Here is a 15,979-nt window from a genome sequence, read left to right on the forward strand (position 1 = left end):
CTTTGGACAGTTTAGCTTTGCTTTTTAAGATAATGTAGCGAGGATAGTACTTTTTAAATTCATCTAGATTCTCAATATTGTCAAGGCGTTGTTCTAAAATTTTCATTTCATTTATTTCTTTTGCTGTGAGACCATCATAGTTGTCTATCATCATTCACTCCTTTCTCTCTGGAGGGGATTCAAAAAGTGAAATGTTGGGATGGTGTTGTTGAAACCATCTAAGTGAAAAGTTTGATGCAAATAGGATGACAGGTCGTTGCTTAACGTCATAAACGAGAAGGTTGGACGACCCCTTGAGAAGTGTGGCTGGATTTTCATATTCGATCCATTTGGCAAGTATGTGGGGAAGGTCATCCATTTGTAAATCTACGCCGTATTCGTGTTTCATTCGGTATTCGAAGATCTCATACTGTAATTTTCCAACCACTCCCAAAATGACATCTTCAGAAGGAGACGATCGGTATACCTGTATAGCACCTTCTTCTGCTAATTGTTGAATGCCTTTATAGAAATGCTTCTGTTTTAGAGCTTTTCTTGCTTTTACTTTTGAGAAATGCTCTGGAGGAAATTGTGGTAAGGGACCATAAGAAAAAGTGTCCTTTGTGCCACAAAGCGTATCACTAATCTGATATGCTCCAGGATCATAAAGGCCAATGATATCACCAGGATATGCTGTATCAATGTTATTTCTATTTGAAGCGAAAAATTGCTGTCCCTGCGAAAGTCGTATAGCTTTTCCAGTTCGATCAAGGTAGGCAGTCATCCCTCTTTCAAAAACACCTGAACAAATTCTTAAAAAAGCAATACGATCACGGTGTGCAGCGTTCATATTTGCTTGAATTTTAAATATAAAACCCGAAAAGGTTGTATCTACAGGGTGAACTTTTCCGTTAGAAGTTTCTCTTGGAAGCGGAGAGGGAGCTAATTCAATAAAGTGGTTAAGAAAAGAAGGAACACCGAAACTTGAAATAGCACTTCCAAAAAACACTGGGGTTTGATTACCTGTTTGAATCTTCTCATTAGAAAACGAGTTACCAGCTTCATCAATTAAAAGAAGGTCTTCTTTTAGTTTTTTGAGGTCGGGAGCTGGAATTTTTTCTTTTATCGAGTTATCAATTAATTTAATTGTTTCTAGTGTTTTATTGGGTTGATACAATTCAACGTGTTCTAATTTTCGATCATATACTCCTTTGAATTGTTGCCCCATTCCAATTGGCCAATTCATAGAAAAGGTCTCTATATTTAGAACAGATTCAATTTCCTCCAGGAGTTCTAAGGGTTCCTTTCCATATCGATCCATTTTATTAATGAATGTAAAAATCGGGATACCATGGTCCCTACAAACTCTAAAAAGTTTTTTTGTTTGAGATTCAATTCCTTTTGCTGCATCAATAAGCATCACCACGCTATCAACTGCAAGTAGTGTTCGATACGTATCTTCACTAAAGTCTTCGTGACCAGGTGTATCTAGAATCGTGATTTCATAGTGATGATAAGTGAAATGCATGACGCTTGACGTAACAGAAATTCCTCTTTGTTTCTCAATTTCCATCCAGTCAGAAGTTGCGAAGGTAGACGATTTACGAGATTTAACAGTACCCGGTGAACGAATAGCACTGCCAAGAAAAAGCAATTGTTCGGTTAAAGTGGTTTTGCCTGCATCAGGATGGGAAATAATAGCGAAAGTTCTGCGCTTTTTTATTTCTTTCTCGTTAAGTTCGTGGTTCTCCATAACCAATATCCTTTCTTGATTAATTCATTCATAAGATATCATAGATAAAATGATAAGTAAAACCTATTAGAGGTAAATTCATTATAATTTATTATAATTAGATATAAATTGAATGTATTTATTGATAATTAGTTTATTTTGAGTTAAAGTAAAATAAATAAAGCACAAAGAAGGAGGGACTTCTAGTGCAACGAGACATTATGACCATTACCCAAGTCGCAAAATACCTTCAAGTAAGTGAAGTAACTATGTACAAACTTCTTCGTGAAGGGAAAATACAGGGATTCAAAATTGGTCGCGGTTGGAGAGTAAGAAGTGCAGATCTTTCCCTTTATATAGAGGATTGTAAAGGTCTAGACTAGTAAAGCGGTGATAGTTAATGTTACACGATACAGGGGAACGCGTGATTCCAGACTTAGTGAAAGCAACGAATGGTTTATATTTAGAGCATATTGCTAGGTACTATTTTTCTACACCTTATGTAAGGGGAAGGGTATTAGATTTTGCATCCGGGTCTGGGTATGGCACGTTCTTTATTGCTAAATCATGTAAAAAGGACTGTGAAGAAGTGATTGGTATTGATTTAAGCGAAGAGGCAATCGCGTATGCAAGCAAGCGATACCACCATCCTTTAGTTCAATATCATGTAGCAGATGCCTTGGACCCCAATTTGATCAACAAAATTGGTCAATTCGATACTATATTAAGTTTCGAAACAATCGAACACGTGCAGGACGACTTTGCTTTTTTAGAACAAGTTTTTCGATTACTGAAACCCGGGGGTAAGCTCATTTTATCAACTCCGTATGGGCAAGGAAGAAATGAACCATGTCATTCACCTTTTCATTATTTTCAATTAACGCCAATTGAATTTAAAGATCTATTTAGTCACTTCCCCTTTAAAAAGGTGGAGTTGTATCAACAAAGAGGCGTTACTATTGAAAATCCTCGCGAAGGAGTAAAATATTATTTGGGTGTTGCTGTTGCAACCAAATAATTTTGTCGGTTTTCTCATTCTGAAGATGGTGTACATATCTAACAACAAAAGGAGTGCTATCTTATGGAACAAAAAGTTCTGGGAATCAGTCTACACGTAGCTGGCGATGGTTTACAATACTTCATTCATTTCAATGATGTGGGGACGATTCAAGTTTCTCAAAAAGCTTATGATCAAGCTTACCAAGAACTTACCCACCATCAGAAAGCTATATAATGGAGAGGGAGCGATATTATGGTGAACAAAGTATTAATCGAGAGCCATGGAGAAAATGAAGTAAGATTTGCAGTAGTTATGGATGGACGTTTATACACCTTTCAATTGATTAATGAGCACATGCAGTGGACATTTAAGGCTTACGATGAATCATTAATAGGGGATATCCACTTAGTTCATTTGATTTTTCGAGAAATTGTAAAACATAAGAAAGTAAAAGCGAAGCTTGAAGATCTAAAAGTAGATCCAAAAGATATCAATTTTGAACTTGTTCAACCCGCTTTTGGTTTATCAAAACCGTATTAAAGGAGTAGAGAATTGTGGCAGTTGAGTTGGTTTGCAGAAAATGTAGGGGAACTGGTGAAATGACTACTCTTTTTTCCGTAAAGAAGAAATGCCCTCGTTGTAAGGGAAAAGGGAGAATAAAAACCAAAAAAAGATTGTTTCATAAGATATGATAATTGGTTGCAGATTAAATAATAGATATGAAGGTAGTGGTTGATTTTATAATTAAGGAACATCCATTGGTTAAGTTAGAAAATGTTAGGGAGGTCGCTTATGTTCAAAAAAGGCGATAAAGTACGATATAAGCAGATTATTTATCGCGTGTTATGGACTTATGATAACGGGTATTTAAAGATCACAGAAGAAAATGGATCTGCTCAAGGAGAGGTAATGATCATATCAGCAGAGGATGCAAGCAATTTAAATCATGAATAAACCAGCCTAAGTACTCCATCTCCTTCAAGACTACCTTTTTATGTGAATAATTGATCATGATATGAAGTGAGGTTTTTGATAATTCAAAGAAATGTTTGAAAAATATAAGTAGATTCATTATAATAATATTAAATGAAAGCGATTACATTAAAGGGAGTGGTATTTTTTATGATAGTAAATGAAAAAAACCTCCGTAAATCAGACCTTTATGTTGTCCGGAATCTAGATGATGAGCATAGTCACCAAGAAAATAATGGTTTGTTCAATTACACTGTTGTTCTACTGGGTACTGTAATCGTATTTTTGACACAATTCTTCGACCTAATGTAAAATCTGCTGAAAGAAACTAATGAGATTGGTGATTAGTTTCTTTTTATTTTTTATCCCAGCCTTAAGGGGCAGTAGACCCCCACCTAAAGTATAAATCAATCGAGACGTTTAGGTGGGGGTCTACTGCCCCTTAAGGTCCGATTGGTTCAACTAACCATCAGAGGGGGATGAAGCAAAACCCCCTCTGATGGAAGTTTCACTTTATTTAATTTTAGGATACATATTTTTATTATCTAGATAAACTTCATATAAAAATATATAAATTAATACAAAATAGTTTTATTTAATGGTAAGATCTAAATGTACAGATTTTAACCCCTTCTGTACGCCATCAGTAACTTTCACCTTTTGCATACCCATTAATGTCTATAAGGACATTAATGGGTATGCTGCATTTTATCCCAGCCTTAAGGGGTAGTAAAACCCCCACCTCAGGGATGTAAATCAATCGAGACGTTTATAGGTGGGGGTCAACTGCCCCTAAAGGTCCGATTGGTTCAATTAACCATCAGAGGGGGATGAAGCAACCCCCTCTGATGGAAGTTTCACTTTATTGGGCATATACCGTTAGAGTGTAGGTTGGCATAACGATATACAACAAAATTTTCTTCAAGTTAATGAGGCTAGGAGTAAAAAATGTGTCTAATAGCAATGATTTCCTCCACCTTTTAATGAAATATTTTCAAATGAATTGGAATAGAGTGGAAAACAGTGATAAAGGGACTAAATTAAACTAATATAGTTAAAAGTAGTCACACCTATGGTATACTTTTATCTTAAGTATCACCAAAAATTCAACAGAGTGAAGGAGTTTATATGGATAATAAAAAAGGTTTGCTTATATACGGAATAGCGATCTTGTTGATCTGGCTAAAAACGTATGTTTCCTATGAAATGAATTTTAATTTAAATATTGAGAATGGCAAACAACAATTTCTCCTGATTTTCAATCCACTTAGCAGTATTGTTTTATTGTTGGGTATTACGCTGCTTTTTAAAGGAAAGGGTCAGAAAGTTACGATTCTATTATTTAGTTTTATGAGCGGCGTTGTATTATTTAGCAATGTTTTATACTACAGGTTTTTCTCGGATTTCATTACCATCCCTGTTCTTTTCCAGACTGGGAATGTAGGAGATTTGGGAGGAAGCTTCACGGAGCTTCTCGCATTTAGTGATCTTTTCTTATTCACAGATACTCTCATTCTAGCCATATTGATGCTGGTCATGAAGTTCGAACCGCTTGTATTAAACAAAAGACAGATCGCATCAATGTTTGGCGCAGCGCTTATTCTCTTCACTGTCAACCTTGGTATTGCTGAAACAGAACGGCCTCAATTGCTTACACGTACATTTGATCGTGAAATGCTCGTTAAATTTATCGGGCTTCAAAACTATCATGTGTATGATGCCGTACTTCATACAAAAACAAAAACGCAAAAGGTTTTTGCGAGTGAATCTGAAACAGCTGAAGTTCAAAATTACGTGAATGCGAATTACAAAGCTCCTAATGAGGAGATGTTCGGGAAAGCAAAAGGGAAGAATGTTTTTGTGATTACCCTTGAGTCAACTCAGGCATTTGCAATGGAGGAAAAGGTGAATGGCAAGGAAGTGACTCCCTTTTTAAATCAGTTGAAGGCTCAAGAGGATACCTATTATTTTGAAAACTTCTACCATCAAACACAACAGGGAAAAACGTCCGATTCTGAATTCCTACTTGATAATTCTCTTTATCCATTACCAGGGGGTGCTGTCTTTTTTACTCATGCTCAGAATGACTACAATGCCACCCCTAAAATCCTACAGGATTCAGGTTATCAAACAGCAGCTTTGCATGCGAATAATAAAGGGTTTTGGAACAGAGATATTATGTATCAGTCGTTGGGATATGAGTTATTTTTCGATGAAACGAACTACGATATAAATGAAAGTAACTCATACAACTGGGGTATGAAAGACATTCCGTTCTTTGAACAATCCATTGACCATTTAAATAACATGAAACAGCCTTTCTATACAAAATTTATTACCTTATCAAATCATCATCCGTTTATCTTAGAAGAAGAAGACAAGTACATCGATGAATTGAACACTAATAGTACAACAGTTAATCGATATCTTCCAACGGTTAGATACACAGATGAAGCACTTAAAGTCTTCTTTGAAGATCTTAAAAAAGCAGGGCTTTATGAAGATTCGCTCTTTATCATTTATGGGGATCATTATGGGATTTCAGAAAACCATAACAAAGCAATGGCAGATGTTATTGGAACTGAGGTCACACCTTTCGAATCAACACAGTTGCAGAGGGTTCCAATGCTAATTCATATGCCAGGAGAAGGAAGAGTGGACAATATTGATACATCTACAGTATCTGGACAAATTGATTTAAAACCAACGATTCTGCATTTACTCGGAATTGAAACAAAAGGTTCGATTCAATTCGGGGAAGATCTTTTCTCACCTGAGCGAGATGAATTAACGATTCTACGAGATGGACGTTTTATTACAGACGACATTGTGTACGCTCAAAACACGTTCTATTGGAAAGATACAGGCGAACCGATCGAGAAAGATACTCAGAAATGGGAAAAGTACAAAGAAGTCGCTAATGAGGAATTAGCATATTCGGATCAAGTGGTTTATGGGGATTTACTTCGATTTATTGAGAATTCACCATTTGATAACCAAGCTGAGTAATAAAAAAAGAGGATGCTGCCATGATGCAGCATCCTCTTTTTAATTTCTTCTGAAGGAAAAGAAGTGCAAAAGGTGAGTCTTTACTAACTTACTTTACTATGAGAACAGGGCAGTGTGCTTTCTGAATCACCTTATGGCTGACACTCCCCATGACCATTTCTTGAAGGGTGTTTAGCCCGCGATTACCTATCACGATAAGGTCGATATTATTCTCGTCTGCATATTTAACAATTGTACTACCAGGTTCGCCTCTTAAAATTTTGAGAGAGTAGTCAACACGTGCCTTAAAGGCTTTTTGTTCAACGGCACGAAGTTTTTCTTTGCGTTCTTCTTTAATGCCAAGCGAGTCCCAATTCCTGAGTACATCATATTTTGATGTATTTCCATCTACTACATAGACAACTTCAACCAGTGTTCCTTCTTCCTGGTGCACTTTCGCTAGTTCAATTGCTTTTTCAGCAGCTTTGATTGAGTCGGCTGATCCATCGGATGCAATTAGAATTTTTTTGAACATTATTTTTCCTCCATGTAAAATAAATTTATTCTAAAGTATATTTTAAGAAATGCCACAGATCTTAATCTGTGGCATTTCTTTTTTAGTGACCTGATATTTTCTTTCCAGGCTTATCATATACAGCCAGCTTATCAATTAACTGTGTACTGTCTTGATTAACCCCGGTTAATTTAACCGTTTTGTCGTTCTGTCGGAACTTCATCACTACTTTATCAATCGCGCCGACAGCTGAGTCATCCCAGACGTGAGCGTTTGATAAGTCAATTTCAATTTCCTGCAAGTTTTCCTTTTTAAAGTTGAAGCTATTCACAAAATCTGTAACAGATGCGAAGAATAATTGTCCATGAACCTTGTAAATTCTCTTATTATGATAGTCATCCACTTCTTTTTCAATCCGAACTTTAGAGATTTTAGCTGCAAAGAAAATCGCGCTAAGCACAACACCTGCCAACACACCTTTGGATAAGTCGTGTGTAGTAACCACCGTAATCACTGTAACAACCATAACAAGCGTATCTGATTTAGGCATTTTGTGTAGATTGGTAAGAGATGACCAGTCGAATGTACCAATAGATACCATTATCATGACACCAACAAGAGCTGCCATTGGGATCATAACAAGAAGGTCATTTAAAACAAGAATCAAGAACATTAAGAACACACCGGCTACAAGTGTTGACAAACGTCCACGTCCGCCTGACTTAACGTTAATAACGGACTGACCAATCATCGCACATCCAGCCATACCACCAAAAAATCCAGAAACAACGTTTGCAATTCCCTGGCCTTTTGCTTCTTTGTTCTTATTACTCTCCGTATCCGTCATATCATCTACTATTTGAGCAGTTAAAAATGACTCTAGTAATCCTACAATGGCTAGTGCAAATGAATAAGGAAAAACAATGGCTAATGTTTCAAAATTTAATGGAATACTTGGGAGTAAGAACATTGGCAACGCCTGAGTTAATTCGCCCATATCTCCTACTGTTCTTGCCCCACTTCCAGTCATTACCGCAATTACTGTAATAACGACAATGGCGATTAATGGAGATGGGATCGCTTTTGAAAAGCGTGGAAGAATATAGATGATCGCTAGTGCCCCAGCAACCATTGCATACATGCCCCATGACTCTCCAATAAAGTGTGGAAGCTGAGAGGTGAAAATGAGAATACCAAGCGCATTTACGAATCCTACCATAACCGATCGAGGTATAAACTTCATAAAACGAGCTAATTTAAATACACCGAGTAAATATTGAATAATTCCTGTTAAAATAGTAGCTGCAAGTAAATATTGTAATCCATGGTCTGCAACGAGGGTAACCATTAGAAGGGCCATAGCTCCTGTAGCTGCCGAAACCATCCCTGGTCTACCACCAACAAATGCGATCACCACAGCGATACAAAAACTTGCGTATAACCCAACCATTGGATCAACACCAGCAATGATAGAGAAAGCAATAGCTTCTGGAATTAAAGCAAGCGCTACGACCATACCGGCCAGTGTATCGTTCTTAACATTGCCAAACCAATTTTCTTTTATTGAACTTAAATTCAAATGTTGCACCTCTTTCTAATTTATTGTATATCTTGACTTTTAACTTTCATAAAAGTCGTGTTCGTAAGTCAACAAAATGAATTGTAGCACAAAATCTACATAAACAGAAAGGTCTATGTAAGCGCATAAAAGTCCGGTTTTATTTCGAAATACTACCTAATGCTTAGATATACTGTTATTTTCTTAAAGTGAAATATAATTGAATTTAGTTAAATACAAATGCTCATTAGGTATAATCTACATCATTTGATATAATTAGTTATGTTATAGTCACTTTTGATGGCTAATTATAATAGTATTTGACCAATAGGAAGTAAAGTTTGTTAGAATAAAGGAGACAAATGAGAAGGAGCGATAATATGGCCCAGGATAACGAGCATGATATTATGACGATATCCCAAGTAGCGAAATATTTTCAAATCAGTGAAATGACCACATATAAATTGGTTCAGGATGGCAAAATACCAGCATTTAAAATTGGTAGTCATTGGAGAGTTAAAAAGTCTGATCTAAACGAACTTATTGATCAGCTCAAAAATGGCCAACGTATCTAATACCTTTTATAATAATTAAGAAGTTATATGCTTTAGCATGTGACTTCTTGTTTTTTAGTATGAGACTGAAACTAATATTCAAACGCGAATCATGGGGTTTAAAGCTTGATGCTAAAGTAAATAACACTTATATTGTTTACGAAACTGAAAATGGACTCGTGAAAGAGTATCCCGATGGACCATTGTAAAGTCAAGCTCCCCCCAATGTCATAAGTGTCCTGTTAGCTTTTAGGGATAAGATAAGAAGCGAAAGAGAGAATCTCACCTAGCAGTTAATATTTAGGATGAACCTAACTGTTCCTATCGTGGAAGAGTGGATCCGGGGTAACCTTTCCTGTTTGGGGCATTCAGAAAGGTATTATTCGATCTGCAGAGAAACATGGATTTCAGATCAGTACACAACGTTTAAGAAATATTTCACGACATTTAATCATAAGCATCCTGTAAATCTTTATGATTCTCCTTATGATAGCGAAGCTGACTTTGTTAAACGCGTCAATCCAGTGGAAAGATATTATTCATAATGCAGTTGGAAAATATGAATTAGGCGCAGAGGAATGGATCGATGCTAAATACTTAAAAGTAACCAAATAAAAGGAAGAAGCGGAAATCTACAATAGAATTCCGCTTCTTCCTTTTATTCGATTATCACGCTTGTGTTGAAGGTTAGGATTCTCTCTTTTTGCGACTTTTTCCCATAATAAAGCTCACAATTAACACTAAGATGATTGAACCTATGATAGCAGGGATGATGTTAAATCCACCAATATCCGGTCCCCAACTACCTAATATCAACGTACCTAACCAGGCACCAACAAATCCAGCAATAATATTTCCAAAAATTCCACCAGGAACATCTCGTCCCGTGATTACACCAGCAAGCCAACCAATAATACCACCAATGATTAAACTCCAGATAAAACCCATTGAAAACACCTCCCTATAATTCTGTTTTAATCTTTCTGTATTGTTTTATCCTAAGAGGAATAATCCTATTCGCGTCTACAACTCATTAGCCGTTATAAAAAAACTTTGGCTAACAAAGTCCTTCTAAGTCTATGGAAGGTTGACGCAAAGATGATTGGCTCTTACTTTGCCAAATACCTCATTCTATTCATTTTCGTAAGTTTTATGGTGATATTTTTCTGTTTGATTCCAGATTCGCTCAAGATTTAAAGGAACATAAATGGCATCGCCATGAACCTGACGATGAAGAATCGGTTTATGAAATGACGACCCCAAAAGAGGAGCATCACCTTTTCGTCGTGCTCGATAAGTAACTCCAAGTAACTTATCAAAATTTGCAGAAGAGGATTTCATCTTTATTTCACTCCTTTGGTTATAAAAGGTTAGTACTAATATAGAGAGAAATATTTGATTAGTGTCCATTTTCTAATCTAAAAGGAAAAGTTGCGATAGTGGGTAAAACCTCGTGTATAATACTTATTTTGCGAGAATATCAACACCTCTCTCAGTGCCAAGATATTCATCCAGAAATAGGTCTGACTTATTGAACCTAATAGAATGTACAAACAGCAATCCGCCACACTTTAAAGTGTGGCGGATTGTATTATTTATATTTAATCAAGGGGGAAGGAGTTAGGGGAAACTCCTTGGAACATAGATTATCATAACAAGCATTATATTCTAAGAATATGGGAGAGTTTTGATAATTTAGCATTTTTGACCTAACAAAATACTATTTTATAATTCTTGTTTGAAATTGATGCGTAAATAGAACAATCACTTGTGAAAGTAATAGTGATTTGAAATAATTGGTATTAAGCAATCGGGCAGTTAAACTGAACAAGAGATTGTTATATTTGATCCATAAAAGGGCCATATTGTTGAGGAAACAGACTCCTTTATACTTGGATATTTATGTCAAAATGCATTAAGGATTGTGTGAAAATGTTTTTAGTTAACGAAGTATTTGCTTGCAAAAATAATAATCGTTCCTTTATAAGATTAGATTTGGTATGTCTTAATAAAAAGGAAAATATATTTGGTAGATGAATATTAGTATAAAATTAAACATAAATGATGTCAGATTTATTCCGAAATAGGTTTCTAATCAACTTAAAACATGTAGAGGTAGAATATAATTTATATAACAAAGGAGTTTCATGGATAGAATCATTTAATGACGAAAAATTTATCTAGTATGGATTTGCCAAAGGTGAAGGGTTGGAATGCATGGTTTTTGAAGCGAGAGAACCACGCACCCATGTGAGTTAAAAGAAATCCTGGATACGCCGACTGAGTAAAACAATTCATAATAATAGGGTTCTTTCGGGGAACCTTTTTTCTTTAAAGTGTGATAAGATTATTCTCGGTAAATTATTGAATTTTATATGTTTAATTGTCATGTAACAAACCTTTTTATTCTATAATTCACTAATGAATAGTGGGAGGAAAGAAGTATGAAACCTAAAATTACGGACGGTACTAAAACTGTTGATGTTTCATCTAGTACTAAGCCCAAAATTGCAGATGTAGCTAAAGTTGCTGGTGTCTCACCAACAACTGTCTCTAGAGTTCTAAATAATCGTGGCTATATAGGTGAAAAGACAAGAATAAAAGTCCAGCAGGCGATGGAGCAGTTAAATTATTTTCCGAATGATATTGCTAGATCCCTATTTATTAAAAAAACTTACTTAATTGGCATTATTTTTCCCACCACAAGCAATCCGTTCTATGGACAACTTATCTTCCATTTAGAAAATATTTCTGCGTCTTTGGGATATAAGACTTTGCTATGTAACAGCCAAGGCAGAGAGGATAAAGAAAAAAACTATTTAAAAATGCTTCAAAGAAATCAAGTGGATGGCATAATAGCTGGTGCTCATAATAGGAGAATAGAAGAATATGATATACCATCATTACCCGTCGTCGGAATTGACCGTTATTTATCAGAAACGATTCCTGTAGTTTCAAGTGATAATTATGATGGAGGAAAACAAGCCACTCAATTGTTAGTTAATAAAGGTTGTAAACACATCATCCATATAAATGGACCAATTTCTTTAGAGACACCTGCCAATTTAAGAAGAAGGGCATATGAGGATACTATGAGAGAAAATCATTTACCTTATCTTACCTATGAAGTTGATGGAAATGATCAAGAAATCATAGAAAAGTTATTTGACGAAAACCCGCAGGTTGATGGAGTTTTTGCAAGTGATGATATTATTGCGTCGAGGGTTATAAGAGAAGCAAAGAAAAGAAAAATCGATATCCCATCTAATTTAAAAGTAATAGGATATGATGGTACTGAAACAACTAGATTATTGTTACCGGAATTAAGTACAATACAACAACCCATAAAAGAAATAGCAGAAAAGACCATTGAGATTTTACTTAAACAAATAAGTGGTGAAAACGATGATGTTCATCCAGAGACAGTGCTCCCTGTTACACTAATTGAGAGCGAAACAACGTAAATAATAGTGAAATTCGACTCTTCAAAAGCAAAATTTAGACGCGTTAAGAAAAATTTTTTCGAGTATATGTCATCCGGTTGACACATGAAACCGGTTGACATATACTTTGTTTGAAGGCGATTACATTACAGGGAGGAATTAAAAAATGAAGAGGTTTACATTTTTGATTTTTTGCACATTGGCAGCTTTAGCACTCTCAGCTTGTAGCGGAGAAACATCTTCAGGAAGCAATAACAACGAAGTTGATATTTGGGTTCATATGTCTAATGAAACTGCTGAAGGAGAAGCAATTCAGAATATAATAAATAGATTTAATCAGGAATATGAGGGCGAATATAAAGCAAACGTAGAATTTATTACGAGAAGCGGAAGTGGTGGCGGATACGAGGATAAAATAAATGCTGCTCTTACCACTAATTCATTACCAGATGTACTGACTTTGGACGGACCAAATACAGCGGCTTATGCTAAATCTGGGGTAATAGCCCCAATAGATGATTACATAAGTAATAAGGATGATTTCTTGCCTAGTATTATTCAGCAAGGGACATATGAAGAAAAGTTATATGCTATAGGTTATTCAGAGTCTAGCGTTGGTATTTACTATAATAAACAAATGTTAGAAGAAGCAGGTGTTGATTTATCTACTTTACCTACTGTGGAAAATCCCTGGGATTGGAATCAATTTATGGACTTAAGTGAGACATTAGAAAATCATTACAATGCCCCTGCAATTAATATGGGCCTAGACGATAAAAGCGAATGGTTAATGTATGCCTTTACACCTTTTCTATGGTCACAAGGCGGTAATATAGTGTCTGAAGATGGAACTACTGCAACTGGTGCCTTTAATGACGAAAACAGTGTAAAGACTTTCAATTTCATTCAAGATATGGTTGAAGAGGGTTACACAACAATTGATCCGGTTGAAAAAGGATTTCATACTGGAGAATATCCAATGAAGTTGAGTGGATCATGGACGATTCAAGAACTGGAAGAATATCCGGATGTAGAATACGGTATTATGCCATACCCAACATCCCCAGACACGAATGAATTAGTTTCGCCTTCGGGGAGTTGGCAGTTTGCTATGTCAGGTACAACAGAAAAGCAAGAAGCAGCTGGTGCATTAATTGATTTTATGACATCTACAGAATCTCTAACAGAAATAACTATAGCAAATAGTGTTCTTCCGGCTACTAATTCAGTAATAGAAGAGGTCCGAGATAAAGTTTCAACGCAGATGAATGTCCTTATTAATCAAAACTCAAATTCAGCGAAAGCTCGACCAGTTTTACCGGCGTATCCTCAAATTAGCCGAATCTTCCAACAAACTGTAAGCGATGCAACTTATTACGAAGAAAATGATAATATCCAAGAACTGTTGGATGATAAAGCCGCGCAAATGGATAATGCGTTGAACTAGAAAATCAGTAATCCCGGCTTGGATTATTCCGAGCCGGAAGATTTTTAAAAGGAGTTTTCACTGATGAATAATATAAAGGATAATCAAAATTTCGTGGCATACTTATTTCTAGCCCCAGCTTTTATCTTGTTAGGACTTTTTTTAATTGTGCCTGCGACGCTGGCGATTTATTACGCTTTTACGGATTATTATTTATTAACGCCTGGCGATAGACAGTTTATCGGCTTAGATAATTTCATTGAAGTCTTTAAGGATCCCATATTTATTCAAAGTCTTAAAAACATAATGATATTTGTAATTTGTATAATTCCTATCCAAGTGGGTGTAGCTCTTGGATTAGCTTTATTAATAAACAAGCAAAGAAGAGGAAATATTTTCTTTAAAGTAGCCTTTTTCTCTCCGGTTGTTCTATCGTTGGTTGTTATATCCGTTTTATGGCTATATTTGCTTAACCCTTCAGAAGGTTTAATAAATAGCCTTTTAGTAAACATTGGGTTAGATCCACAGCCCTTTTTAAGCAGCCCTAATCAAGCAATTTATACCATTGTTTTTGTTTCCGCTTGGCAAGGCGCAGGTTACCAAATGCTGATTTTTCTGGCGGGGCTTCAAAATATCCCTTCGGATGTTTACGAAGCAGGTAAGATTGATGGTGTAAATCGATGGCAGAAATTCCTATACATAACCATGCCTTTGCTAAAGCCTACTTCTATTTTAATTATGATCACGACATTAATCTCGGCTTTTAAATTAATCATACAACCAATGATTATGACACAAGGTGGACCAATGAATTCTACTATGACTCCCGTTTACTATATTTTCCAAACTGGATTCACTGATCGAATGATTGGGTACTCGAGTGCCATGATGGTCACTTTTGGGATATTAATTGGAATTGTAACGTTTGTTCAAAGTAAAATCTCCAAGGAGGATGAATTTTAATGAATAAAAAATTTAAAAAAACGATAGAATATCTTTTCATGCTTTTCTTAGCGTGTATTTTCATCTTTCCTTTGATATGGATGATCGTTTCCTCAATGAAACCTGAAGGAGAAATCTATGTTGATATGGGTGGTATTCAAGCTTTACTCCCTTCTATGGATCCATCTCATTGGTTTGAAACATATCAAGAATTATTTTCAAGATTTAATATTATTCAATATCTATTCAACAGTGTGTTCTATGCGGTCATGATAACAGCAGGCTCTATTGTGGTAAATGCAATGGCAGGATATTCGTTTGCTAAGTTTGAATTTAAAGGAAAAAAAATTCTGTTTGGTCTTTTAATTGCATTGTTAATTGTACCAGCCGAAACAATTCTCATTACCCAATTCACAGTAGCTCACAGCTTAGGAATACTTAACACCAGATTAGCAGTTATATTACCATTGATTGCTAACATGTTTTTCATTTACTTATTTAGAAATTTCTTCAAAGCAGTTCCGGATGAGATTATAGAATCTGTTAAATTAGATGGGGCAAATTACTGGACTATCTTCTGGAAAATAATGTTACCAATGTCTAAGCCTGCAATTGCGACAGTAGGAACATTAACCTTTATTTTGAGCTGGAACGATTACTTATGGCCATTAATGGTTTTAACAGATACGGATAAGTTACCTCTTCAAGTAGCAATTACAAATATAAATACAACAGAACCTGTCTTTACAAACCAGGTAATGGCAATTCTTACACTTTCAACAATACCTTTAATTATTGTCTATGTTGTAGCTCAAAAATATCTACTTCAAGGAATGGGTGGATCTGGAACCGGTATAAAGTAAAAGTATGG

General features: G+C 35.6%; 17 protein-coding genes. 12 read left to right on the top strand and 5 right to left on the bottom strand.

All coding sequences use genetic code 11. The features are described 5' to 3' along the window. Positions 1-154: 154 nt before the first annotated feature. Positions 155-1,732 carry a peptide chain release factor 3 gene (locus tag ABFG93_RS21440; RefSeq protein WP_347553140.1) on the bottom strand — a complete coding sequence of 526 codons (1,578 nt, stop codon included), beginning with the start codon at positions 1,730-1,732 and terminating at the stop codon, positions 155-157. Positions 1,733-1,932: 200 nt separating this feature from the next. On the opposite strand from ABFG93_RS21440, the gene ABFG93_RS21445 reads away from it, so the two are divergent. The 6 genes from ABFG93_RS21445 to ABFG93_RS21470 all read left to right on the top strand — a co-directional run bounded on the left by ABFG93_RS21445 (position 1,933) and on the right by ABFG93_RS21470 (position 6,692). After that, on the top strand, positions 1,933-2,094 hold the full coding sequence (locus ABFG93_RS21445; protein WP_347553229.1) for a helix-turn-helix domain-containing protein: 162 nt from the start codon (positions 1,933-1,935) through the stop codon (positions 2,092-2,094). 17 nt (positions 2,095-2,111) lie between these two features. Then, positions 2,112-2,729 (top strand): class I SAM-dependent methyltransferase, encoded by a 618-nt coding sequence (locus tag ABFG93_RS21450; protein WP_347553141.1) that lies wholly within the window; start codon positions 2,112-2,114, stop codon positions 2,727-2,729. Positions 2,730-2,792: 63 nt separating this feature from the next. Further along, entirely contained in the window at positions 2,793-2,945 is a 153-nt protein-coding gene (locus tag ABFG93_RS21455) for a hypothetical protein (RefSeq protein WP_347553142.1), read from the top strand. Positions 2,946-2,963: 18 nt separating this feature from the next. Next, positions 2,964-3,251 (top strand): hypothetical protein, encoded by a 288-nt coding sequence (locus ABFG93_RS21460; protein WP_347553143.1) that lies wholly within the window; start codon positions 2,964-2,966, stop codon positions 3,249-3,251. A gap of 252 nt (positions 3,252-3,503) precedes the next feature. Beyond that, complete coding sequence (locus tag ABFG93_RS21465; RefSeq protein ID WP_347553144.1) at positions 3,504-3,665, top strand: hypothetical protein; 162 nt, start codon at positions 3,504-3,506, stop codon at positions 3,663-3,665. Between the two features lie 1,146 nt (positions 3,666-4,811). Further along, positions 4,812-6,692 carry an LTA synthase family protein gene (locus tag ABFG93_RS21470; protein WP_347553145.1) on the top strand — a complete coding sequence of 627 codons (1,881 nt, stop codon included), beginning with the start codon at positions 4,812-4,814 and terminating at the stop codon, positions 6,690-6,692. An 88-nt stretch (positions 6,693-6,780) separates the two neighbouring features. Here the strand turns inward: ABFG93_RS21470 and ABFG93_RS21475 are convergent, their stop codons facing one another. Then, complete coding sequence (locus ABFG93_RS21475) at positions 6,781-7,206, bottom strand: universal stress protein (protein ID WP_347553146.1); 426 nt, start codon at positions 7,204-7,206, stop codon at positions 6,781-6,783. Between the two features lie 82 nt (positions 7,207-7,288). Beyond that, entirely contained in the window at positions 7,289-8,764 is a 1,476-nt protein-coding gene (locus ABFG93_RS21480) for a SulP family inorganic anion transporter (protein ID WP_347553147.1), read from the bottom strand. 341 nt (positions 8,765-9,105) lie between these two features. Here ABFG93_RS21480 and ABFG93_RS21485 point away from each other — a divergent pair, with 341 nt between their 5' ends. Both ABFG93_RS21485 and ABFG93_RS21490 read left to right on the top strand, forming a co-directional pair. Further along, complete coding sequence (locus tag ABFG93_RS21485; RefSeq protein ID WP_347553148.1) at positions 9,106-9,318, top strand: helix-turn-helix domain-containing protein; 213 nt, start codon at positions 9,106-9,108, stop codon at positions 9,316-9,318. Between the two features lie 465 nt (positions 9,319-9,783). Further along, the gene (locus tag ABFG93_RS21490) at positions 9,784-9,912 is read left to right on the top strand and encodes a hypothetical protein (RefSeq protein ID WP_347553149.1); all 129 of its coding nucleotides are present in this window, start codon (positions 9,784-9,786) and stop codon (positions 9,910-9,912) included. A 72-nt stretch (positions 9,913-9,984) separates the two neighbouring features. On the opposite strand, the gene ABFG93_RS21495 is transcribed toward ABFG93_RS21490, so the two are convergent. Beyond that, complete coding sequence (locus ABFG93_RS21495; protein WP_347553150.1) at positions 9,985-10,245, bottom strand: GlsB/YeaQ/YmgE family stress response membrane protein; 261 nt, start codon at positions 10,243-10,245, stop codon at positions 9,985-9,987. 183 nt (positions 10,246-10,428) lie between these two features. Further along, on the bottom strand, positions 10,429-10,638 hold the full coding sequence (locus ABFG93_RS21500; RefSeq protein ID WP_347553151.1) for a hypothetical protein: 210 nt from the start codon (positions 10,636-10,638) through the stop codon (positions 10,429-10,431). A 1,103-nt stretch (positions 10,639-11,741) separates the two neighbouring features. Here ABFG93_RS21500 and ABFG93_RS21505 point away from each other — a divergent pair. The 4 genes from ABFG93_RS21505 to ABFG93_RS21520 all read left to right on the top strand — a co-directional run bounded on the left by ABFG93_RS21505 (position 11,742) and on the right by ABFG93_RS21520 (position 15,971). Next, positions 11,742-12,761: a LacI family DNA-binding transcriptional regulator gene (locus tag ABFG93_RS21505; protein WP_347553152.1), complete on the top strand. Its 1,020-nt coding sequence runs from the start codon at positions 11,742-11,744 to the stop codon at positions 12,759-12,761. A 145-nt stretch (positions 12,762-12,906) separates the two neighbouring features. Continuing rightward, positions 12,907-14,187: an ABC transporter substrate-binding protein gene (locus ABFG93_RS21510; protein ID WP_347553153.1), complete on the top strand. Its 1,281-nt coding sequence runs from the start codon at positions 12,907-12,909 to the stop codon at positions 14,185-14,187. A gap of 63 nt (positions 14,188-14,250) precedes the next feature. Continuing rightward, a complete protein-coding gene (locus ABFG93_RS21515) occupies positions 14,251-15,129 on the top strand; it encodes a carbohydrate ABC transporter permease (protein ID WP_347553154.1) in 879 nt (292 codons plus the stop codon). Further along, positions 15,129-15,971 (top strand): carbohydrate ABC transporter permease, encoded by an 843-nt coding sequence (locus ABFG93_RS21520; protein ID WP_347553155.1) that lies wholly within the window; start codon positions 15,129-15,131, stop codon positions 15,969-15,971. The genes ABFG93_RS21515 and ABFG93_RS21520 overlap by 1 nt, the downstream gene beginning before the upstream one ends. The last annotated feature ends 8 nt before the right edge of the window (positions 15,972-15,979 follow it).

This window comes from Pseudalkalibacillus hwajinpoensis, assembly GCF_039851965.1.
GTDB lineage: Bacteria > Bacillota > Bacilli > Bacillales > Guptibacillaceae > Guptibacillus > Guptibacillus hwajinpoensis_E.